The organism is Microbacterium sp. 22296, from assembly GCF_052045385.1.
Taxonomy (GTDB): Bacteria; Actinomycetota; Actinomycetes; order Actinomycetales; family Microbacteriaceae; genus Microbacterium.
Genome location: NZ_JBQEOS010000002.1, coordinates 61,405 through 82,651 on the forward strand (window position 1 = coordinate 61,405; position 21,247 = coordinate 82,651).

At 70.9% G+C, this 21,247-nt stretch carries 17 protein-coding genes; 3 read left to right on the forward strand and 14 right to left on the reverse strand.

From position 1 onward, the window contains the following. Nucleotides 1–135: 135 nt before the first annotated feature. From ACTJJP_RS03965 to ACTJJP_RS03980, 4 genes are all read right to left on the reverse strand, one after another. Nucleotides 136–1,599: an aspartate ammonia-lyase gene (locus tag ACTJJP_RS03965; protein ID WP_440773730.1), complete on the reverse strand. Its 1,464-nt coding sequence runs from the start codon at nt 1,597–1,599 to the stop codon at nt 136–138. Between the two features lie 193 nt (nt 1,600–1,792). Beyond that, a complete protein-coding gene (locus ACTJJP_RS03970) occupies nt 1,793–2,692 on the reverse strand; it encodes a phosphodiesterase (protein ID WP_440773731.1) in 900 nt (299 codons plus the stop codon). Nucleotides 2,693–2,732: 40 nt separating this feature from the next. Next, the gene (locus ACTJJP_RS03975) at nt 2,733–3,062 is read right to left on the reverse strand and encodes a peptidase (protein WP_440773732.1); all 330 of its coding nucleotides are present in this window, start codon (nt 3,060–3,062) and stop codon (nt 2,733–2,735) included. Further along, nucleotides 3,062–4,279 (reverse strand): anion permease, encoded by a 1,218-nt coding sequence (locus tag ACTJJP_RS03980; protein ID WP_440773733.1) that lies wholly within the window; start codon nt 4,277–4,279, stop codon nt 3,062–3,064. The genes ACTJJP_RS03975 and ACTJJP_RS03980 overlap by 1 nt, the downstream gene beginning before the upstream one ends. A gap of 189 nt (nt 4,280–4,468) precedes the next feature. On the opposite strand from ACTJJP_RS03980, the gene ACTJJP_RS03985 reads away from it, so the two are divergent. Beyond that, nucleotides 4,469–6,583 carry a S9 family peptidase gene (locus ACTJJP_RS03985; protein WP_440773734.1) on the forward strand — a complete coding sequence of 705 codons (2,115 nt, stop codon included), beginning with the start codon at nt 4,469–4,471 and terminating at the stop codon, nt 6,581–6,583. A gap of 373 nt (nt 6,584–6,956) precedes the next feature. Here ACTJJP_RS03985 and ACTJJP_RS03990 read toward each other — a convergent pair whose 3' ends face one another. The 4 genes from ACTJJP_RS03990 to ACTJJP_RS04005 form a co-directional block, all read right to left on the reverse strand. Then, a complete protein-coding gene (locus ACTJJP_RS03990; protein WP_440773735.1) occupies nt 6,957–7,361 on the reverse strand; it encodes a DUF559 domain-containing protein in 405 nt (134 codons plus the stop codon). 818 nt (nt 7,362–8,179) lie between these two features. Then, complete coding sequence (locus ACTJJP_RS03995; protein ID WP_055957966.1) at nt 8,180–9,208, reverse strand: 6-phosphofructokinase; 1,029 nt, start codon at nt 9,206–9,208, stop codon at nt 8,180–8,182. A gap of 225 nt (nt 9,209–9,433) precedes the next feature. Beyond that, nucleotides 9,434–11,593, reverse strand: a complete 2,160-nt coding sequence (locus ACTJJP_RS04000; protein WP_440773736.1) for a DEAD/DEAH box helicase — start codon at nt 11,591–11,593, stop codon at nt 9,434–9,436. A gap of 263 nt (nt 11,594–11,856) precedes the next feature. After that, nucleotides 11,857–14,262 (reverse strand): heavy metal translocating P-type ATPase, encoded by a 2,406-nt coding sequence (locus tag ACTJJP_RS04005; protein ID WP_440773737.1) that lies wholly within the window; start codon nt 14,260–14,262, stop codon nt 11,857–11,859. Between the two features lie 139 nt (nt 14,263–14,401). Here ACTJJP_RS04005 and ACTJJP_RS04010 point away from each other — a divergent pair, with 139 nt between their 5' ends. After that, a complete protein-coding gene (locus ACTJJP_RS04010; protein ID WP_440773738.1) occupies nt 14,402–15,769 on the forward strand; it encodes an MFS transporter in 1,368 nt (455 codons plus the stop codon). An 83-nt stretch (nt 15,770–15,852) separates the two neighbouring features. On the opposite strand, the gene ACTJJP_RS04015 is transcribed toward ACTJJP_RS04010, so the two are convergent. From ACTJJP_RS04015 to ACTJJP_RS04035, 5 genes are all read right to left on the reverse strand, one after another. Continuing rightward, entirely contained in the window at nt 15,853–16,797 is a 945-nt protein-coding gene (locus tag ACTJJP_RS04015; protein ID WP_440773739.1) for a bifunctional riboflavin kinase/FAD synthetase, read from the reverse strand. Next, nucleotides 16,794–17,213, reverse strand: coding sequence for a hypothetical protein (locus ACTJJP_RS04020; RefSeq protein ID WP_440773740.1), 420 nt, complete (start codon nt 17,211–17,213; stop codon nt 16,794–16,796). Before ACTJJP_RS04020 ends, ACTJJP_RS04015 begins: the two co-directional genes overlap by 4 nt. Nucleotides 17,214–17,283: 70 nt before the next feature. After that, nucleotides 17,284–17,652, reverse strand: a complete 369-nt coding sequence (locus ACTJJP_RS04025) for a hypothetical protein (protein WP_440773741.1) — start codon at nt 17,650–17,652, stop codon at nt 17,284–17,286. After that, nucleotides 17,649–18,542 carry a tRNA pseudouridine(55) synthase TruB gene (gene truB, locus ACTJJP_RS04030; protein WP_440773742.1) on the reverse strand — a complete coding sequence of 298 codons (894 nt, stop codon included), beginning with the start codon at nt 18,540–18,542 and terminating at the stop codon, nt 17,649–17,651. The genes ACTJJP_RS04025 and truB overlap by 4 nt, the downstream gene beginning before the upstream one ends. Further along, nucleotides 18,542–19,048 carry a hypothetical protein gene (locus ACTJJP_RS04035; protein WP_440773743.1) on the reverse strand — a complete coding sequence of 169 codons (507 nt, stop codon included), beginning with the start codon at nt 19,046–19,048 and terminating at the stop codon, nt 18,542–18,544. Before ACTJJP_RS04035 ends, truB begins: the two co-directional genes overlap by 1 nt. Before the next feature lie 515 nt (nt 19,049–19,563). Here ACTJJP_RS04035 and ACTJJP_RS04040 point away from each other — a divergent pair. Then, nucleotides 19,564–20,442: an A/G-specific adenine glycosylase gene (locus ACTJJP_RS04040; RefSeq protein WP_440773744.1), complete on the forward strand. Its 879-nt coding sequence runs from the start codon at nt 19,564–19,566 to the stop codon at nt 20,440–20,442. Between the two features lie 271 nt (nt 20,443–20,713). Here ACTJJP_RS04040 and rbfA read toward each other — a convergent pair whose 3' ends face one another. Next, complete coding sequence (rbfA, locus tag ACTJJP_RS04045) at nt 20,714–21,199, reverse strand: 30S ribosome-binding factor RbfA (protein ID WP_440773745.1); 486 nt, start codon at nt 21,197–21,199, stop codon at nt 20,714–20,716. Nucleotides 21,200–21,247: the final 48 nt, after the last annotated feature.

Here is a 21,247-nt window from a genome sequence, read left to right on the forward strand (position 1 = left end):
CACCGCCGCCGCGAGGGCTCCCGCCCAGACGAGTCGGTCACGACGTGCGGACGGAGCGCTCTCGATGTTGCGACGGGGCGTTAACCACCACGGAGGGCCGGGACGCGACNTCCCGGCCCTCCACCGCTCAGCGGATCACTCCTCCACGACGCTGTCGGCGGAGCGGACGATGGGAATGGCCGCCGTCACCGCCTGCAGACCCGACAGTCGGGCGGGTGAGAGCTGCTTCGTGACCTCGTCGCGGGTCATCAAGCCCGCCTCCACGACGAGATCGGCGACGTTGCGGTGGGTCAGCAGGGCGGTCTTGGCGAGGGCGGCGGACGCGGCGTAGCCGATGAACGGCGTCAACGCCGTCACGACGCCGACGGAGGAGCCGACCATCGCCCCCAGGCGCTCGCGGTTCGCCGTGATGCCATCGACGCAATTCACGCGCAGGGTCCACATCGCCTGCCGCATCCACGTGATCGACTGGTAGATCGAGTGGGCGATGACCGGCTCGAAGGCGTTGAGCTGCAGCTGGCCGCCCTCGACGGCCATGGTGACCGTCATGTCGGCTCCGACGACCGAGAAGGCGACCTGATTCACGACCTCGGGGATCACGGGGTTGACCTTGCCCGGCATGATGCTCGAGCCCGCCTGCCGCGGCGGCAGGTTGATCTCGCCGAGTCCCGCCTGCGGACCGCTCGAGAGCAGACGCAGGTCGTTGCAGATCTTCGACAGCTTCACGGCGTTGCGCTTGAGCGACGACGAGAACGACATGAAGGCACCGGTGTCGCTCGTCGACTCCACCAGGTCGGTCGCGGTCTCGAGGTCGAGTCCGGTGATCTCCCGCAGGTGCCGCAGCACCGCTCCCCCGTAGCCGGCGTGGGCGGTGATGCCGGTGCCGATGGCGGTGGCGCCCATGTTGATCTCGTACATCAAGTAGGCGTTCTCGGTGAGACGGCTGTAGTCCTCGCCGAGCGTGGTGGCGAAGCCGTGGAACTCCTGCCCGAGCGTCATCGGCACGGCATCCTGGAGCTGGGTGCGTCCGACCTTGAGCACGTCGTGGAACTCCTCGGCTTTGGCCAGGAAGGACGTCCGCAGCAGCGCGAGCTCTTCGAGCAGGCTCTGCAGCACCAGCGCGAGCCCGATCTTGATCGCCGTCGGGTAGACGTCGTTGGTCGATTGGCTGCGGTTGGTGTCGTCGATCGGCGAGAGGAAGGCGTAGTCGCCCTTCTCGCGGCCCGCCATCTCGAGAGCGATGTTGGTGATGACCTCGTTGGCGTTCATGTTCGTCGAGGTGCCGGCACCCCCCTGGATGACGCCCACGGTGAACTCGTCATGGAACTCCCCGTCGATGACCCGCTGGGCGGCGCGGTCGATGAGGTCGGCCTTCGCCCCGTCGAGCACGCCGATCTCGCGATTGGCCCGGGCCGATGCCTGTTTGACCATCGCGAGGCCGCGCACGAGGTCGGGGTACACCGAGATGGGGCGCTTGGCGATCGGGAAGTTCTCCAGCGCCCGGGCGGTGTGGATGCCCCAGTAGGCGTCGGCGGGGATCTCGAGGGATCCCAGGGAGTCGGTCTCGGTACGGGTGCGCGTCATTGCGTCCAAAGCCATGGGTACGTCCTTGTGGGTGTCACGGCGAGCAGGGATGCCACGAGCCTAACGACCCCCTCGGGCGGCGTCGGTGGCCGCGACGGCCTGCCGTCGTATCCACACCGTCCGGTGCGTCTATTGCCGCGCCCTCGCCAGGGCGGGAGGTGGCGTCCGGGCACCTCGCTCGGCGTCGCACGATCGTGGGAGTCGACCGTCACCGCTTGCGGGAGAACGCCTCGAGCCGTTCCGCGGGGGTCAGCAACGCCATGCGAGCCGTCCACTCGGGGGTGAAGAACCCCGCCGCCTCCTCGTCGACGACGGGGACGACGGCGTGCGTGACGGTGTCGTCCCAGACGTGCACCAGGTGGAACGAGCGCCCGGCATCCATGCCGTTGACCTCGTCGGCGGGGCGGGCGAGATCCATCGTGTAACACGAGGCCGCGGCGACGCTCACGGGGACCCCGGCGAACGTGCCCGAGGTGGAGTAGTGCAGGTGCCCGGCGAGGATGGCCCGCACGTCGCTGCCCGCGATGGCCTCGGCCAGGCCCGCCTGATCGCGCAGCTCGAGGATGTCGAAGAACGGGATGTGCGTGGGAAGGGGCGGATGGTGGAGCGCGAGGATCGTGCCGAGCGGGGCTGGCTCGGCGAGCTCGCCGCGGAGCCAGTCGAGCTGCGCGGCGTCGAGGTCGCCGTGGTGCCAGCCCGGCACCGTCGAATCGAGGGCGATGACCCGCAGCCCTCCGAGGTCCCACACCCCGGTCACGGGCTCCTCGCTCGCCTCCGCGTCGAGCAGTTCGGCGCGCAGCGCCGGCCGCTCGTCGTGATTGCCGGCGACCCAGACGACCGGCGCCCCGAGGCGCGCCGCCCACGGTTCGACCTCGGCACGGAGCGCCCGGTACGCCTCGGGCTCACCGAGGTCGGTCAGATCGCCCGTGAACACCACGGCATCCGGCCGCACGCCGGTCGCCTCAGCGGCCTCGAGCGTGCGCCGCAGGTGTCGTGCGGTGTCGTACCGCTCACCGAGCAGGCGATCACCGCCCAGGAGGTGGGTGTCGCTGAGGTGGAGGATCACGCGCGCAGCGGGCGCGTGCTGACCGAACTGCACGGATGCCATGACCTCAGCCTAGGAGGGGGCTCCGACATCGCGTCCGGCGTCAATGGTTGAACAGGATGAGCAGCAGAGCCCCGAGCACCGCCGACGCGCACACCGCGAAACAGGCGTAGGCGCCGACGAGCGAGAGGCGTTTCTGCCCGTCGCTCAGCGGATTCTTCCGCGCCGCCTTCGCCACCGCCTTCTCGCCGCGGCGACGCTGCTTCTCGGTGAGCACGGTGATGGCATCCGTGAACTCCGCCGGGGTGACCAGCGGCGGCCGCCCGCCGCGCACGAGCAGGCGCAGGCCCAGCGCGTACGAGGTGACGACGATCGATGCGCCCACGATCGCCGCGACGAAGACCTGCAGGAACGCTCCCCAGTCGATGACCATCAGGCGCCCTTCCCGGCCTTGTCGCGGTCGAGCCGACGCTGATGGCGCGTCGGTCCGGGCTTCCGCGGCACTTTCACCGCGGCTCCCGAGTCGGCGACCTCGCTCATCGCGTTCGCCGAGGTGACCGAATCGCGGCGCGAGCGCAGGAACAGCCCCAGGATGATGATGACGGCGATCACCGCGTCGACGGCGACGCCCCAGCCGCCCAGCCACACCACGATCAGCGCGGCGGCGGCGCCCACCGCACCGGCGGCGGGCAGAGTGAGCACCCAGCCGATCATGATGCGTCCGACGGTGTTCCACCGCACGGTGGATCCGCGACGGCCCAGGCCCGAGCCGATGACCGATCCCGATGCCACCTGGGTCGTCGACAGCGCGAAACCGAGGGCGCTGGATGCCAGGATCGTCGCCGCCGTCGAGGTCTCGGCCGAGAATCCCTGTGCGGGCTTGACGTCGGTCAGTCCCTTGCCGAGGGTGCGGATGATGCGCCAGCCGCCCATGTAGGTGCCGAGCGCGATGGTGATGGCGCACGCGAAGACGACCCAGAGCTGCGGGTCGGGATTCGCGCTGGACTGCCATCCGACGGTGATGAGGGCGAGGGTGATGACGCCCATCGTCTTCTGCGCGTCGTTGGTCCCGTGCGCCAGTGCCACGAGCGACGAGGTGAAGATCTGCCCCCAGCGGAAGCCGTCTCGACCGTCGGCCTTCCCGTCGTAGCGACGGGTGACCCCGTACGCGATCTTGGTCACGGTGAAGGCGATGATCCCCGCCGTGAGCGGGGCGATGAGCGCCGGGAGGATGACCTTGCTCAGCACGACCCCCGTGTCGATGGCGCTCGCGCCGACGCCCACCAGCGTCGCCCCGATCAGACCGCCGAACAGGGCGTGCGACGAGCTCGACGGGAGCCCGAGCAGCCACGTGAGCATGTTCCACGTGATCGCGCCGATGAGACCCGCAAAGATGATCGGCGGGAAGATGTCGGGACTCAGCTGGTCTTCGCGGATCATGCCGCCCGAGATCGTCTTGGCAACCTCCGTCGACAGGAACGCGCCGACCAGGTTGAGGCTCGCGGCCAAGAGGACGGCCACCTTCGGCTTCAACGCACCGGTCGCGATGGGCGTGGCCATCGCGTTCGCGGTGTCGTGGAAGCCGTTGGTGAAATCGAAGAACAGTGCCAGCACGATGACCAGCACGATGATGAGGGCTGCGCTCTCCACCGTTCGCTTTCCGTGAGAAGGAAGAGGGGATGCCGACGGGATCGGCGCGACGAACGAAGAGTTCACCTGGAGTTCGACACTCGTTCACCGAGGTCGCGACGTCATCCTTTCACCGGCGGGGGCCGTGGTCAAACGCGCGCGGAGTGCGCCGCCCGGCCCGATGTCGGGACGGCGCAGTAGCGTGGAACGGTGACCGACCTCCCGCACCAGCCGACCCCACCCGTCACCGAACGCCGCTCCGCGGCGCGCACCCATCACGGCGACACCTTCGACGACCCGTACGAGTGGCTCCGCGTGAAAGACGACGCCGAGGTCATCGCCCACCTCGAGGCGGAGAACGCCTACACGTCGGCGCGAACCGCCCACCTCGCGCCGCTACGTGACACCATCTTCGGCGAGATCAAGGGCCGCACCCTCGAGACCGACCTGTCGGTACCGGCCCGCCGGGGCGACTGGTGGTACTACGGCCGCACGGTCGCGGGCGCGCAGTACGGCATACAGTGCCGCGCTCCGCTGGACTCCCCCGACGACTGGACCCCGCCCACCCTGTCCCCCGATCGTCCCGTACCCGGCGAGCAGGTGCTCTTCGACGGCAACGTCGAAGCCGAGGGCAACGAGTTCTTCTCGCTCGGCAGCTTCGAGATCTCGAACGACGGCACGCGCATGCTCTACGGCATCGACGTCGCGGGCGACGAGCGTTACACCGTGCGCGTACGCGACCTCGTCTCGGGCGAGACGCTCCCCGACGAGATCCCCGGCACGTTCTCGGGCGCATCGTTCTCGCCCGACGGCCGCTTCATCGTCTACACGACCGTCGATGACGCCTGGCGCCCCGACACCGTATGGCTGCACGAGATCGGCACCCCCGTGGATGCCGACGTCACGCTCTTCCATGAGAGCGACGACCGCTACTGGGTGGGCGCCGACTTCACGCGCAGCGACCGCTTCCTGGTCATCGAGATGGGCTCCTCGATCACGTCGGAGGAATGGCTCCTCGACGCCGACGACCTCCGCGGCGAGCCGCGCGTCGTCTGGCCGCGGCGCGACGGCGTCGAGTACTCGTCGTCGCACGCGGTCGTCGACGGCGAGGACGTGCTCTACATCCTGCACAACGACGACGCCCTCGATTTCGAGCTCGTGCGCGTCTCGGCATCCGATCCTCAGGGGGAACGTCGGACCGTCATCCCCCACCGGAGCGGTCACCGGCTGCTGGGTGTCGACACGTTCCGCGACTGGGGCGTTGTCGGCTACCGTCGCGACGGCCTCGCCCGCCTCGGCATGCTGTCGTACGCCGATGACACGGTCGACGAGATCTCGTTCGATGAGCCGCTGTACAGCGTGGGCACCGGCGGAAATCCCGAGTGGGCTCCCCCCGTGCTGCGACTGGGCTACGGATCGTTCGTCACGCCGGGCACCGTGTACGACTACGTCATCGACACCGGCGAGCTGGTGCTGCGCAAGCGCCAGCCCGTGCTCGGCGGCTTCGATCCCGCCGACTACGGTCAGGCGCGCGTCTGGGCACCCGCCGACGACGGCACCCAGGTGCCGGTGTCGCTGGTGTGGAAGCGTTCGTTCGGCGAGCCCGGCGCAACCCCCCGAGCCGTGCACCTGTACGGGTACGGCTCGTACGAGCACTCCATCGAGCCCGGCTTCTCGGTCGCTCGGCTGTCGATGCTCGACCGCGGTGTCGTCTTCGCCGTCGCCCACGTGCGCGGCGGCGGCGAGATGGGACGACAGTGGTACGAAGACGGAAAGCTTCTGGCCAAGCGCAACACCTTCACCGACTTCGTCGCAGCGGCCCGCCACTTGGTCTCCGAGGGCTACACGACACCCGATCGCATCGTCGCCGAGGGCGGGAGCGCCGGCGGGCTGCTGATGGGCGCCGTCGCCAACCTCGCCCCGGAGCTGTTCGCCGGTGTCCTGGCCGACGTGCCCTTCGTCGACGCGCTGACCACGATCCTCGATCCCTCGCTCCCCCTCACCGTCATCGAGTGGGACGAATGGGGCGACCCGCTGCACGACGCCGACGTGTACGCCTACATGAAGTCGTACTCGCCTTACGAGAACGTGCGCGAAGGCGTCGAATACCCGCGCATGCTGGCCGTGACCTCGCTCAACGACACGCGCGTGCTGTACGTCGAGCCCGCGAAGTGGGTCGCGCGCCTCCGCGAGGTCGGCGCCGACGCGATGCTGAAGTGCGAGATGGTCGCCGGTCACGGCGGCGTCAGCGGCCGCTACAACGCCTGGCGGGAGCGCGCGTTCGAGCTGGCGTGGCTGCTCGACGTGCTGGGGCTGGCGGAGTAGGTCGAGCCGCCGCTGCACCCCGTCGGCCCGGACGCCCTGTCGCCTCGCGCGGCGGGGCGTTCCGCGTTGGGGCGCGGCGGCGAGTTCGGCCTTGAGGCTCGGCGGCGAGATCGGCCTTGAGGCTCGGCGGCGAGTTCGACGTTGGGCGCGGCGGCGAGTTCGGTGTGTCGCGCGGCGGGGCGTTCGGCGATGTCGCGCGGCGGCGAGTTCGACGTTGTCGCGCGGCGGGGAGCGCGGCGTTGGGGCGCGGCGGGGCACGCGGCGTTGTTGCGTCGGGGCGCGCGGCGACCGCGTCCCGATATGTGCACGTCCCGTCCCGCTTTCGGTTGTTTGCAGCCCCTCCAGCCGACCGTTTTCGGGACGCGCATCACCTTCAGTGAGCCGACAGCCCCGGCCGCCAGCCCGCTCGAACGAGAGCGTCCCGGGCCAGCGAGACGGCTCGCGCGCCGTCGCCGCGGAGGTGATGGTTGAGGATGCGCACGTGATCCCAGCCCGCCGCCCGGATCTCGGCCCATCGATCGGCGTCGCGAGCGAACTGCCGCCCGTCTTCCGCGTGAACTCGTCCGTCGTACTCGACGGCGACCTTCCACCGCGGGTAGGCCAGGTCGATCTCGGCAACGAAGTCCCCCCGCTCGTCGAAGATGTCGGCGTTGACGTCGGGAGCGGGAAGACCATTGCGGGCGAGCAACAGTCGCAGGCGCGTCTCTCGAGGCGAACGAACGCCGGGATGGGCGAGGTCCGCAGCAGCACGGAGGATGCCGCCTCGGACATCGCCCATCTCGCGAATCTCAGAACGGAGGTCCTCCACCGACGCGGTCGGCTCCTTTCCGCCGATGAGCGAATCGGCAGCCGCCACCAGGTCGTCCAGCGGCCACAGCCGACCGCACTGGCGCCACGCTCGGACAGGATCCTCGACGGGCAAGCCATGCATCCCCGCGCCTACGGCCGGGGCCCGGGTCTGCAATCGGTGCCCGACGACGCCCGAGGTTCGAGGCTCGCGCGCGGGGCGATGAGCGGACACATGAATCCTGGGCACGTACGGCCACTCCGGCGTGCTGAACCCTCGAAGTGCGAGTGCTGTCTCATGACTGAAGAACTGCCACGGCCTCAACCGCGGGGCGTAGACGAGGCACTGCTCCACCAGGGTCGTCGGGCGCGCGCCATCCCGTGACCGGATGCCGTGGAACGGCGATTCCAGATCGGAGGCGCGCAATCGAGCACGCGTCACCCCGAGCTCCGCCGCCTCGGCAACGGAGAAGGAGCGGGGAATCGATGCGGGAAGGGGAGCAGGGCTCGGCATGCCTCAGCATCCCGTCCCGTCCTCCCCCTTTCGGCGCTATCCCCAGGCGTCGGAGCGAGCGCACCGGCCACAGCTCCGCCCATGTCCCCATTTCGGCTGCCTGCGACACCGCCAGCCGACCCCATCTGGGACACACCTCGACCGAATCGGGACATGGTCGGATTCCCGCGCACCGCAGACGCCCCCGCCCCGCGCAGCGCAGACGCCCCGCCCCGCGCGACGACGACGCCCCTCCCTCGCGCAACAACGACGCCCCCGCCCCGCGCGAGCGGGACAGGGGCGTCGAAGCGGGAGACTCAGCCGAACAGCGCGGCGGCCTCTTCGTAGCGGTACAGCGGAACGCTGTTGAGCTCGCCGAGCGCGTCGCCGAAGGGGACGCGCACGATGTCGGTGCCGCGCATCGCGACCATCTGGCCCCACGCGCCCTCGTGCAGAGCGTCGGCGGCGTGCAGTCCGAGACGCGTGGCGAGCACGCGGTCGAAGCCCGACGGTGAACCGCCGCGCTGGATGTGCCCGAGCACGGTGGAACGGGTCTCGATACCGGTCAGACGTTCGATCTCGGGCGCGAGCAGCTCCCCGATGCCTCCGAGACGCGGACGGTTGAACGCATCGAGGCCCTTGTCGCTGAAGGCTTCGTCCATACCGGTGAGCTTGAACCCCTCGGAGACGACGACGAGGGGCGCGCGGCCGCGGTCGTGAGCACGGGTGACCTGCTCGACGATCTCGTCGATCGACATCGGCACCTCGGGGATGCAGATGACGTGCGCACCCGCGGCGATACCCGCGTGCAGCGCGATCCAGCCGACGTGCCGACCCATGACCTCGGCCACCATGCAGCGCTGGTGCGAGTCACCGGTGGTGCGCAGGCGGTCCATGGCATCCGTGGCGATGTTGACGGCGGTGTCGAAGCCGAACGAGTAGTCGGTGGCACGCAGGTCGTTGTCGATCGTCTTGGGGACGCCGAGCACGTTGATGCCGTCCTTCGACAGGCGGTCGGCCGCGGCGAGGGTGCCCTCGCCACCGATGGCCAGGATGCCGTCGATCCGGTGCCCGTAGAGCGTCTTGGAGATGTTCTCGGCCCCGCCGCGCGCGCCCTCGTACGGGTTGGTGCGACTCGTGCCGAGGATGGTGCCGCCCACCTTGGACAGGCCCTTCACCTCGTGGCGCGTCAGGGGGAAGAAGTCGCCGTCGACGACACCACGCCATCCGTCGCGGATGCCGACGAATTCGATGTCGTAATTGGTCGTGCCCTTGAGCACGACGCCACGGATGACCGCGTTCAGCCCGGGGCAGTCGCCGCCGCTGGTCAGGATGCCGATCTTCATGGGCAGAGTCCTCAAGTGCTGTGATTCGGGTGGAGGTGACGGCGCCGTTGCCGTCTTCGACCCTATCGCCGTGGGCGGGAGCGTTGCCACACGGCGACGGAAGGGCGGATGCCGTCCTCCCGCCGCCGGGGTTCGACGCAGACCCCGCGGGCAGGGCTCGACGCCCGCGCGCCCACGACGAACGCCCCGGCGCCGAAGCGGCCGGGGCGTTCGTGGAGGCGCGGATCAGGCCTTGCCGAGCGCCTGACGCAGCAGGTGCATGAGCGCGGAGAGCTGCACGGAGTCGCTCGAACCGGGCTCGACCGCCTGGCCGTCGAGGGCGCGCTGGGCGAGGCCCTCCTTCGAGTCGATGAGCTCGGCGATCTTCGTGTCGATCGTGTGCGCGGCGATGATGCGCCATGCCGTCACCGGCTCGCCCTGACCGATGCGGTGCACGCGGTCGATGGCCTGCGTCTGCTCGGCAGCGGTCCACGACAGTTCGGCGAGCACCACGTTGGAGGCCGCCTGCATGTTCAGTCCGACGCCGGCGGCGGTCAGCGAACACACCGCGATCCCCACACCGGGGTCGCTGTTGAACGCGTCGATCGCGGCCTGGCGGGCGGTCGAGGTCTGCTCGCCGCGCACCGACACCGACTTCAGGCCCGAGGCTTTGAAATGCGCCTCGGCGGCATCCATCACGTCGATGTGCTTGGCGAAGAACACCACCTTGCCCACCGAGCGCTGCAGCTGCACGGCGTAGTCGGCGGCGAGGTGCGCCTTGGCCTGACCGATGCGACGCACCATCGTGAAGACGTTCTCACTGCCCGAACCCGCGGCCTTGCTCTCTTCGAGCTCGCCGTGGGCGACGAGGCGCACGATGTCCTCGTCGATCGCGCCGGCGGCCAGACCCCGGTCGCCACGGGCCTCGATGATGCGGCGGTACTTCGCCGCGAGACGGGCACCGAGCTCACGCTCGGCCTGGCGGATCGAGCGGCCGAATTCGTCGTCGAGCTCCACGGGCAGATCGGCCACGAGCTTGTCGGGCAGGTCGGCGGCGACGTCCTTCTTCTTGCGTCGCACGATGCCCATCGAGATGACGGCCTCGCGCGCCTCGGGGTAGAACGCCTTGTCGGCGGGCGTCAGGCCCGTGGCATCCAGTTTCTCCATCAGCTCGGGACCGGGCTTTTCACCGTTCGTCCAGCCGAGGAAGCGCCAGATCGCGTCGAAGTCCTCGACGTCGTTGATCAGCGGGGTACCGGTGAGCGCCAGCATGAGCGGGTCGCGGGTCTGCTGGCGGACACGGGATGCCAGGGCCAGCACGTTCTGAGAGCGCTGCGACGTGAGGTTCTTGATGAAGTGCGCCTCATCGACCACGACGCCCTTCAGCCCGATCGACGACAGCCATGACAGGTGCCGGTCGAGGATCTCGTAGTTGACGATGAAGACGTCGGCGAAGGCGTCGATGTCGGCGCCACCGCCCGAGATGACGGTCGCGCGCCGCTGCGGCGTCCAGCGCTGAACCTCGCGGGCCCAGTTCATTTTGACGACGTTGGGCACGACGACCAGCAGCGGGTAGGCGTCGGCGACACTGGCGGCGAGCACCGACTCGGCGGTCTTGCCGAGGCCGGGCTCGTCGGCGAGGAGGAACTCCCGGTGCCCGAGGCGCACGGCCTCGAGGAAGCGCGACTGGTGCGGCATGACCTCGAGTCCGCGCGGCGACAGCCGGTCGAACTCGGGGACGGGCGGCAGCTCCATGCTCGCGGCCGACCCGCCGGCGCCGGTCTCGAACGCCTTGTAGAGGGGGCCCATGAGCTCCCATCCGTCGAGGCGGCGGCGCGGGGCGTCACCGCTGGTGCGCGGGGTGAGGTCGGGCGCGAGGAACGGGTTGGCCATCTGACGAGCCTCGATGGATGCCGGGATGACCTGCTTCTCGGCAAGGGCCGCCGGCACCACGGGGGCGATCTTGGGCGCGTTGTCGGTGATGATGAGCTCGTCGGGCGGCAGTTCGGAGCCGGCCTCGAGCAGCCAGTCGCGACGCATGCGGCGGGCGACGGGAGAGGTCGCCTGGTCGACCTCGAGCAACTGGATCAGCGAGGTGTCGCGCGCGGCCGTCTTGGCGAGGATCGTCGCGACCCCGTCGAGACGCTTGAGCAGTTCGGCACGGGCGGCGTCGGTGATCTCGGTGTCGGCCTTGACCCGGGCGCGTTCCTCGCGCACGAGGAAGGCGATTACCTGGAACTTGACGCGATTGGTGGGCCCGAGCTTGCCACGCTGCGCCTTCGCCTCGACCTCGCGCACCTTGCGGGCGAGGATCGGGATGACGGGGGCTTCCTCGTCACGTCGGGATGATGTGGTCTTCCTGCGCCGCTGGGTCGAGCTACGGGCGGCGGTTGCCGTGGTCGGCATGCTCCTCCTGAGCGTGTCGTCCGGAATCTCGTCCCGGAACGTTCCCGGCCTGGGCCGGTGGATCAGTGACCTCGGGATGTCGTCGCTCGAACCGCCGCCGGAGAAGCGGTGTCGGCGACCCGCATCGCATCTACGCCGGAACGGCTCGCGAGACAGCGGAAGTCGAAGTCCCGTCCATTCTAGCGGTCCCGTGCCGTCTGCTCGCGTACGGCGCCGGATCTGTGCGGAAATGGCCCCGACGCCGCACGAGACCCGGCCCGCCGTCAGTCCGCGCGTCGCAGGCGCAGGCTGTTCAGCACCACGAACACACTCGAGAACGCCATCGCGGCGCCGGCGATCATGGGGTTGAGCAATCCCAGCGCCGCCAACGGGAGCGCTGCGATGTTGTACGCGAACGCCCAGAAGAGGTTGCCGCGGATCACCCGCATCGTCCGCCGGCTGAGACGCACGGCGGTGACGATCCCGCGCGGGTCGTCGCGCATGAGAGCCACGTCGCTCGCGTGCAGCGCGGCATCCGTTCCGCCTCCCATCGCGATCCCGAGGTCAGCGGATGCCAGAGCGGCGGCGTCGTTGACCCCGTCGCCGACCATCGCCACGGTGCGTCCCTCCGCTCGCAGCGCCGAGATCTCGGCGACCTTGTCCTCGGGCAGCACCCCGGCGTGCACCCGCCGGATGCCCAGCTCGGCGGCGACGGCGCGGGCGACGTGTTCGTTGTCGCCGGTCAGCAGCACAGGTTCCAGTCCCATCGCGCGCAGCTCCGCGACGGCGGCGGCGCTCTCGGGGCGCACCGTGTCGGCGATCTCGATCACCGCTCGCGCGCGCATCCCGTCGTGGTCGGCCCACCCGGCCACCACGACGGTGCCGCGCTGCTCGCCGTCGGCGACGGCCGCGGCCAGGGCCGCCGACAGCGGTGCACCCAGGCTCGCGGCGAGCGCCGGGCGACCGGCGAAGACGCGCACGCCGTCGACGCTGCCCGCGATCCCCCGGCCCGGGAGCGCGTCGAGGTCGGAGGCCACCGGCCCCTCCCCCGCCGCCGCCACGATGGCGTGGGCGACGGGGTGCTCCGACCCGCGCTCGACGGCGGCGACGCGGGCGAGCGCCGCTGCCGCGTCCACTCCCTCGTCCACCGTGACGGAGGTGACGCTCATGCGTCCCGCGGTCAGCGTGCCGGTCTTGTCGAGCACGATCGTGTCGATGCGCTCCGCGGATTCCAGGGCTTCGGGACCGGTGACGAGGATGCCGAGCTGCGCGCCGCGGCCTGTTCCGACGAGGATCGCGATGGGGGTTGCGAGCCCCAGCGCGCACGGGCAGGCGATGATCAGCACCGCCACTGCCGCGGTGAAGCCGGCGGCGATCGGCTGCCCCGCGATGATCCAGGCAACCAGCGTCAGGACCGCCAGGACGATGACAACGGGGACGAACACGCCCGAGATGCGGTCGGCGAGGCGCTGCACGCGGCTCTTGCCGAGCTGCGCGTCCTCCACGAGACGCGCGATGCGGGCCAGCCGCGTCTGCTCCCCGACGCCGGTGGCGCGGACGACGAGACGTCCGCCTGAAGCGATCGTCCCCCCCGTCACGGTGGATCCCGGCTCCACCTCGACCGGCATCGATTCGCCCGTCAGCATGCTCTCGTCGACCGAGGCGCGACCGTCGATCACGATGCCGTCGGTGGCGACGGTCGCACCCGGTCGCACGACGAAATCGTCGCCCACGGCGAGGGAGGCGATGTCGACACGACGACCGTCGGCGAGCTCGGCCTCGCGTGCGCCGAGTTCCAGCAGCGAGCGCAGCGCCGCACCCGCGCGGCGGGTGGAGCGCTGTTCGATGACGCGACCGAGCAGCAGGAACACGGTCACGGCGGCAGCGACCTCGAAGTAGACGACGGAGGTGGCGTCGTGGACGGGCCCGAACAGCATGACCTCGTGCCGGATACCGATGCGGCCCGCGCTGCCGAAGACCAGTGCCCAGACGCTCCACAGGTATGCCGAGAACGTCCCGAGCGTGATGAGGGTGTCCATCGTGGCGGCGCCGTGCCGCGCGTTGCGCAGGGTGGCGCGGTGGAAGGGCCACCCGCCCCACAGCACGATCGGTGTGGCGAGCACGAGAGAGACCCACTGCCACCCAGGGAACTGCCAGGCGGGGACCATTCCGAGTGCCACGACCGGGACGGCGAGAGCGAGCGAGACCAGCAGTCGGACGCGCAACGGCGTCGCCCCGGGGGCGTCGGCCGTGTCGTGCACGTGTCCCTCGTGGTGCGCGTCGGCGGGCCCGTCGGAGACGGGGTGCGCGTCCGCGGACCGGTCTGCCGTGGTGTCCGCGTCGACGTGCGGGGCGGCGTCGGGGTGGGGCGAGNCCGCGGTGCTCGCCGCCGTGGCGGACGCGACGGGCGGCGGGGATGCGAGGGTGTCCGCCGCAGAGACCCGGGCCGCCCTCGCACGGACCGTGGCGTCGTAGCCGGCCGCGCGCACCGCATCGATCAGCGCGGTGGTGTCGAGCCCCGCCGGGTAGCGCACGCGGGCGGTCTCGGTCGCGAGGTTCACGGCGGCTTCGACCCCCGCCACCCGGCCCAGTCGCTTCTCGACGCGGGCGACGCAGCTCGCGCAGGTCATGCCCTCGATGTCGAGCACCGCCTCGGCCGTGGGTGCGGTGGCATCCGTGTTCTCGCTCATGGCTCCTCCTCCGGTCACCCCGTCCAGAACAGGATACCCCCTGGGGGTATTCCGAAGGCGTTCCGCGCCGGCGGGAACGCCCCGTCCCGCGAAACCGCCAGCCCTATCCCGCCGCGGCCGCGCGACCTACCCTGAGGCAATGGCCGAGACGATGACCCGCGAACAGCGCACCGTCCTGACCATCGCCGTGCTCGCCTCGTTCGTGTCGTTCCTCGACGGCACCGTCGTCAACGTCGCCCTCCCCGCCATCGCCGGTGAACTGGGCGGCGGGCTGTCGACCCAGCAGTGGGTCGTCGACGCCTACCTGGTGACCCTCGGCGCCTTCATCCTCGTCGCGGGATCCCTGAGCGACGTGTTCGGACGCGTGGTCGTGCTGCGCGTCGGCCTCATCGGGTTCGGCATCACCTCCGTCGCCATCGCCGCGGCGCCCACGGCGGAGTTCCTCATCGTGGCGCGCGCCCTGCAGGGCGTCGCGGGCGCTCTGCTCGTGCCCAGCTCGCTCGCCCTCATCACCTCCACCTTCCGCGGACCCGCGCAGGCCCGCGCGATCGGCATCTGGACCGGGGCCACGACCATCGCCATCATCGCCGGCCCCCTGATCGGGGGCGTGTTCGTCGACACGTTGTCGTGGCGCCTGGCGTTCCTGGTCAACGTGGTGCCGATCGCGGCGACCATGTGGCTCCTCGTGCGCCTCGGACACCGCGATCACCGTCGCCCCGGTGCGCGCGTCGACATCCTCGGAGCGGTGCTGTGCGCGGCAGGGCTCGGCGGCGTCGTCTTCGCGCTCATCGAGCAACCGAACCTCGGGTGGGCCTCCCCCGTGATCTGGATACCGGGACTCATCGGCGCCGCGGCATTCATCGGCTTCCTCGTGCGCCAACGCCTCGCCCGCGACCCGATGATGCCGCTCGACCTGTTCCGCGCGCGCAACTTCTGGGCGGGCAACCTCACCACCGTGTTCGTCTACGCCGCACTGTCGTTGAACGGCTTCGTCGTGAGCGTCTACCTGCAGCAGGGCGCGGGCCTGTCCGCGACCCTCGCCGGACTCGCGTCGCTGCCGAGCACCCTCCTCATGATCCTGCTGAGCTCGCGCATGGGCGCCCTCGCCGGGCGGTACGGTCCGCGGCTCTTCATGACGCTCGGGCCGGTCCTGATGGCGATCGGGTCGCTTCTGCTGCTGAACGTCCGCGACGATTTCGACTACTGGACGCAGGTGCTCCCCGGCATCGTCCTGTTCGGACTCGGCTTGACGGCGACCGTCTCGCCCCTGACGGCCGCCGTGCTCGGTGCGATCGAGACCGAGCGGTCGGGGATCGCGTCGGCCGTGAACAACGCCGTCTCCCGCGTCGCCGGCCTCCTCGCCATCGCGGCGGTCTCGGCAGTGGTCGGCGGTTCGCTCGACCTCGACGGGTTCCACCGCGCCGCCATCGTCACCGCCGCCCTGATGCTGCTCGGGGCGGCGGCGTCGTTCCTCGGCATCCGGAACCACCTGTCGCGGATCGACTGACCGACGCGGTACGGGATGCCACGCCCGCGGCGCGCGAGCGGATATCGCAGGAGCGAGGCCGAGACCAGCCGTTCGATCGGGAGTCAGCGCAGAAGCGCGCGCGTGCGCTCCACGTCGTCGGCCATCTGCACCAGCAGGGCGTCGATCCCGTCGAAGGCCGTCATGCCACGTACCCGCTCGACGAAGCGCACCTCGACGTGGTGTCCGTAGAGGTCGAGTCCCGTCTCGTCCAGTACGTACGCCTCGACCTGCCGAGAGTGCACATCGTCGAACGTGGGGTTGGTGCCGACGCTGATCGCGGCGGGGTAGCTGATGCGGCGCGCGCCGTCGACATCGATGAGCCAACCGGCGTAGACGCCGTCGGCGGGCACGAAGCCCTCGAGATCCGGGGAGAGGTTCGCGGTCGGATACCCGAGCTCCCGTCCGCGTTTCAGCCCGTGCACGACCTCGCCCCACACCGACGGAGCGCGCCCCAGCAGGCGTGCGGCGGTGGTGACGTCCCCCGCCGACAGCGCCTCGCGGATCCACGTCGACGACACGCGCCGGTCGGCGTGCACCGCACGCACGTCGTCGACCACGTCGACGCGGAAACCGTGCTCCGCGCCCATCCGCTCGAGCAGCGCGGGGTCGCCCGCGCCGCCCGCGCCGAAGCGGAAGTCGCGCCCGACGAGCACGGTGCGCGCCTGGAGAGCCTCGACCAGGATGCCGCGGACGAACTCCTCCGCCTCGATGGACGCCAGAGCGTCGTCGAAGGTGAGCAGCAGGGTGGCATCCACCCCGGCGCGCTCGAGGAGGTCGAGTTTCTGGTGCGGTCCGATCACGTCGGGCGGGCAGCGTTCGGGCATCAGCACGCTCAGCGGGTTGCGGTCGAACGTCACCGCCACGACCCGCGCCCCGTCGGATGCGTCGACGCGGGCCCGGTCGATCACGGCACGGTGGCCGGTGTGGACGCCGTCGAACTTGCCGATCGCCACCACCGACGGGCCGAAACCCGCCGGCACCTCGGTGGGATCGCGGAACACGATCATGTCGTCGCCCGGCGGTGGCGCACCAACCACCACAGGCCGAGGAAGGGCAGGACCAACGGGATGAACAGGTAGCCGTACCCGTACACCGACCAGACCGTCGGGTGCTGGAACAGCGCGGGGTCGACGAGGCTCAGCGTGCCCACGACGAGCACGCCGACGAGTTCGAAGCCGATGGCGGTCCACGCGACGCGGTACCACGCGGGCCGTGCCGAGAAGATGAGCGCGAGGGTGGCGAGGATGTAGACGACGGCGGCGAGCGCCGAGAGCGAATACGCCACCGGGGCGTCGTCGAACTCTCGGGCGATCTGCACGAAGGAGCGGCCCGTGGCGGCGAGCGCCATGATGCCGTAGACGACGACGAGGACACGGCCGATGCCGGTCATCCCCCGGGTGCGGGTGGGAGTGGTGGATGCCATGACCCCTCGATTCTAGTTCTCCGGCGCCCGGGCCGAGCGGTGCGCCCGCGTCACGGCATCCGTGAACGCCTCAGGCGATCTGCACCGTCCAGATCACGTGCATGCGCCACACCATCACGGCGACGGCGAGGGCGGCGACGCCCATGACGACGGTGCTCCACCGGCTGCGTTCGATCAGCGCCCACGCGGCTCCCGCGACCGGTACCAGCGCCGCCGAGACGAGATAGGTCCAGAACTCCAGCAGGCTGCCCGACGGCGGGTTGCCCGCGAAGGGGGAGATGATCGCCACCACGATCTGCACGATGAGCAGCAGTTCGATGAGCGCGAGGGATCCGACCGTGACGTCTCCCGGCCGGCGACCGACGAGACCCGCGACGATCGCGACGGTTCCGGCGAGCACGGCGATGCCCACCTGCGCGAGCGTGAACCACAGGATCATCGGGCGACCTCCTCGGGCATGTTCATGACGCTTTTGAGCTGGGTCCCGCGCTTCTCGACGATGCCGACCAGCCGGCCCTCGGGGTCGATCGCGGCGGACACGGCTCCGGTGAGGCGACCTCCGCCGTCGATGCGCTTGCCGTGGCGGAGGTCTCGCGCTTCGTCCGCCCCGACGGCGAGGGCTCCGACGACAACCGCAGCGGCCGTGGCCGGTTCGATGAGGGCGTCTTCGGCGATGTCGTCGATGGATGCCGCGGCGACCACGTCGAACGACCCGATGCGCGTGCGACGCAGCATCGTCAGGTGACCCCCGACGCCGAGCGCGCGCCCCAGGTCGCGGGCGAGAGCGCGGATGTAGGTGCCGCTCGAGCAGTCGACGACGACGTCGAGCGCGATGACGCCGTCGCCGCGGCGCATCGCACGGACGTCGAAGCGCGACACCGTCACGCGTCGCGCCTTCAGCTCGACCTCTTCGCCGGCGCGGGCGAGGTCGTACGCACGGCGCCCTGCGACTTTGATCGCAGAGACCGTGCTGGGCACCTGCTCGATCTCGCCGGTGAGCGCGGCGACCTCCGCGACGATCGCTTCGTCGGCGACCGCGGCCAGGGCCGTGGCATCCGCCCGCTCCGTCTCGACCCCGTCGGCGTCGTCGCTGTCGGTGGCGATGCCGAGCACGATCGTCGCCTCGTACGTCTTGTCGGCTCCCACGATGTAGGTCAGCAGCCGTGTCGCGCCCTCGACGCCGAGCACCAGCAGACCCGTCGCCATGGGGTCGAGCGTGCCGGCGTGCCCGATCTTGCGGGTGCCGAGGGCCCGGCGCGCGCGAGAGACGACGTCATGGCTGGTGATGCCCCCCGGCTTGTCGACCAGGAGGATGCCCGCTGCGACCATCAGCAGAAGTCCCCGAACACCTGCACGGGGTGGGCCGGGTCGGAGTTCTCGACGATGACCGAGGCGGCGGCTTTCGGCCGCGTCGTGCGCAGGTAGTGCTTCTCGGCATCCGGGAGCTCCGGACGCGGGGTGCCGATCGGCGGGTTGCTCTCGAGCCAGACGGAGAAGTTCCACAGGCCCCGCACCTCGGGCGTGTGCAGGAAACGTCCCGAGACGACGAGCACCGCGTCGGCGGGGGCGATGTCGCCCGGACCGAAAGCCTCGCCCGCGCGGAAGGGCGCGATCAACCGCTCGCGGGCGTGCGGCGCACCGTCGGCCACGGCGACCCGGAACACCGCCGTCTCCTCGTGTTCGACGGCCGCCGCGAAGGCATCCGCGAAGGCACCGGCCGCTTCGACCTCCAGCGCGTCGACGGCGACCACGACGCGCCCCGCGCGGTTGTTCTGCCGCATCAGGCCGAGCAGACTCCGCTGCAGATCGTGGACGGTGTTCTCGGACGCTGACATGCTCCCAGCCTACTTTCGCCGCCGCGGTCCCGCCCCGCGGCATCCCCCGCCCCCTCTCGTCGAGAAACGCGATCCGTGGGCAGAAACGCCCCAACAAAGCGTGTGCTCCCGCCGATCGCGTTTCTCGCGCAAGACCCGCTGCCCCGGCCGCGCCCCTCGCCACATCGAGAAACGCGATCCGCGGACAGAAACGCCCCGTCGAAGCGTGTGCTCCCGCCGATCGCGTTTCTCGCGCCGGACCCGCCGCCCCCGGCCGCGCCGAAGCCACGCCCCTGCTGCCGCGCCGCACGCTGTCCGCGCTCGCACCCGCGCCCGCGCCCCCACCCGCCACCGCGCCCGCCACCGGCCGTGCCCCGCCCCTCCCGCGCCTCGCCACGTGTCACGCCCCCACCCCTCGCCGAGAAACGCCTTCCGCGGGCGTAAACGCCCCGACGAGGCGTGTATCCCCGCCGACCGCGTTTCTCGGTGCCGCCGCCGCGAGCGCGGACGCACCCGCGCACTCGTAGGCTGGATGGATGCCAGGACTCGCCGCCCCGCTCATCGCCTGGTACGGCCAGGCGGCGCGCGACCTCCCCTGGCGACGCGAAGGCTTCGGCGCGTGGGGCACTCTCGTGAGCGAGTTCATGCTGCAGCAGACCCCCGTCGCCCGTGTGATCCCTCACCTCGAGGCCTGGCTGTCCCGCTGGCCCACCCCGGCCGACCTCGCCGCCTCTCCCCCGGGCGACGCGGTGACCCAGTGGGCAAACCTCGGCTACCCCCGTCGTGCGCTCTGGCTGCACCGGGCCGCGGTCGAGATCCGAGACCGGCATGACGGCGTCGTCCCGCGCGATGTCGACGCGCTCCTCGCCCTCACCGGCATCGGCGACTACACCGCGCGTGCGGTGGCGGTCTTCGCGTACGGGGATCGGCATCCCGTCGTCGACACGAACACGCGCCGCGTGCTGGCCCGCGCCGTGGAGGGACGCGCGCAGCCGGGCCCGCCCCACCGCCGCGACCTCGAGGCGATGCGGGCGGAACTCCCCGACGACGTCGCCGAGGCGGCCGTCGTCAATGCGGCCGCGATGGAGCTCGGTGCGATCGTCTGCACGGCGCGGGCGCCGCGGTGCGACACGTGCCCCCTCGCCGCGCTATGCGCCTGGCGGGCGGCCGGGTATCCGGCATCCGAGGACCGCCGCCGGAAGCAGGCGACCTACGAGGGCAGCGATCGGCAGACGCGCGGCGCCGTGCTCAAGACCCTCCGCGACGCCGCACCGGCCTCCGTGCCGCTGTTCGCCGTCCTCCCGGCCTGGCCGGATGCCGCGCAGCGCGACCGCGCGATCGACTCGCTCATCGCCGACGGCCTGGCCGAAGCGATCGAGGATCACCTGCGCCTGCCGGGGCACCCGGCATCCTGAGCCCCCTTCGGCCCCCTCGCGCGCCGATGTCACCTCGGTCACGGCGTCGCTCCCGCGCTGCACGAGCGACCACCCGCGTACACGACGCAGGAGAAGTCGCACCACCACGCCGCCGCATCCGCCCTCGACCCGACACCTCCTGCGATCTGTCCGCCCCGCGGAGCAGAACGGGCCGATGCCCGGCTGCGGGGCCCGACGGGCCGCCGCTCACAACGTCGAACGGCCGGATGCCACGCCCTCGGGGCGGCATCCGGCCGTGTGAATCGCGGGCTCAAGGCCGGGCGGACTCGTCCTCATCGTCGTCGAGCTCGTCTTCGTCGAGGTCGTCGTCGTCTTCGGTATCGCGCGGCTTGACGTACGGATCGGCGTCGCCGGCGTAGGCGGCCGATGCCGCGAGTCCCGCGACCGACTCGTCGCGCTCACGCGCTTCGCGCAGCAACGCGGAGATGTGGTCGGCGTTCTCGGGGATCGCGTCGAGGATGAACTCGAGCGACGGGGTGAGGCGCGTGTTGAGGTTCTTTCCCACCTCGCTGCGCAGCATCCCGGTCGCCGACTTCAACGCGGCCGCGGTGTCGTTGCGGTGCGCCTCGTCGCCCATGACGGTGTAGAACACCGATGCGTGCTGGAGGTCACCCGTGACGCGCACGTCGGTGATCGTCACGAATCCGAGCCGCGGGTCTCGCAGCCCCTTCTCGAGCCGCTCAGCGAGCACCACGCGAATGCGGTCGGCCACGCGGGCCTGTCGTTCCCCTGCCACAACCTTCTCCTTTGTCTTCATACCGCCGCGAGTCGAGCGCCCCGCGGC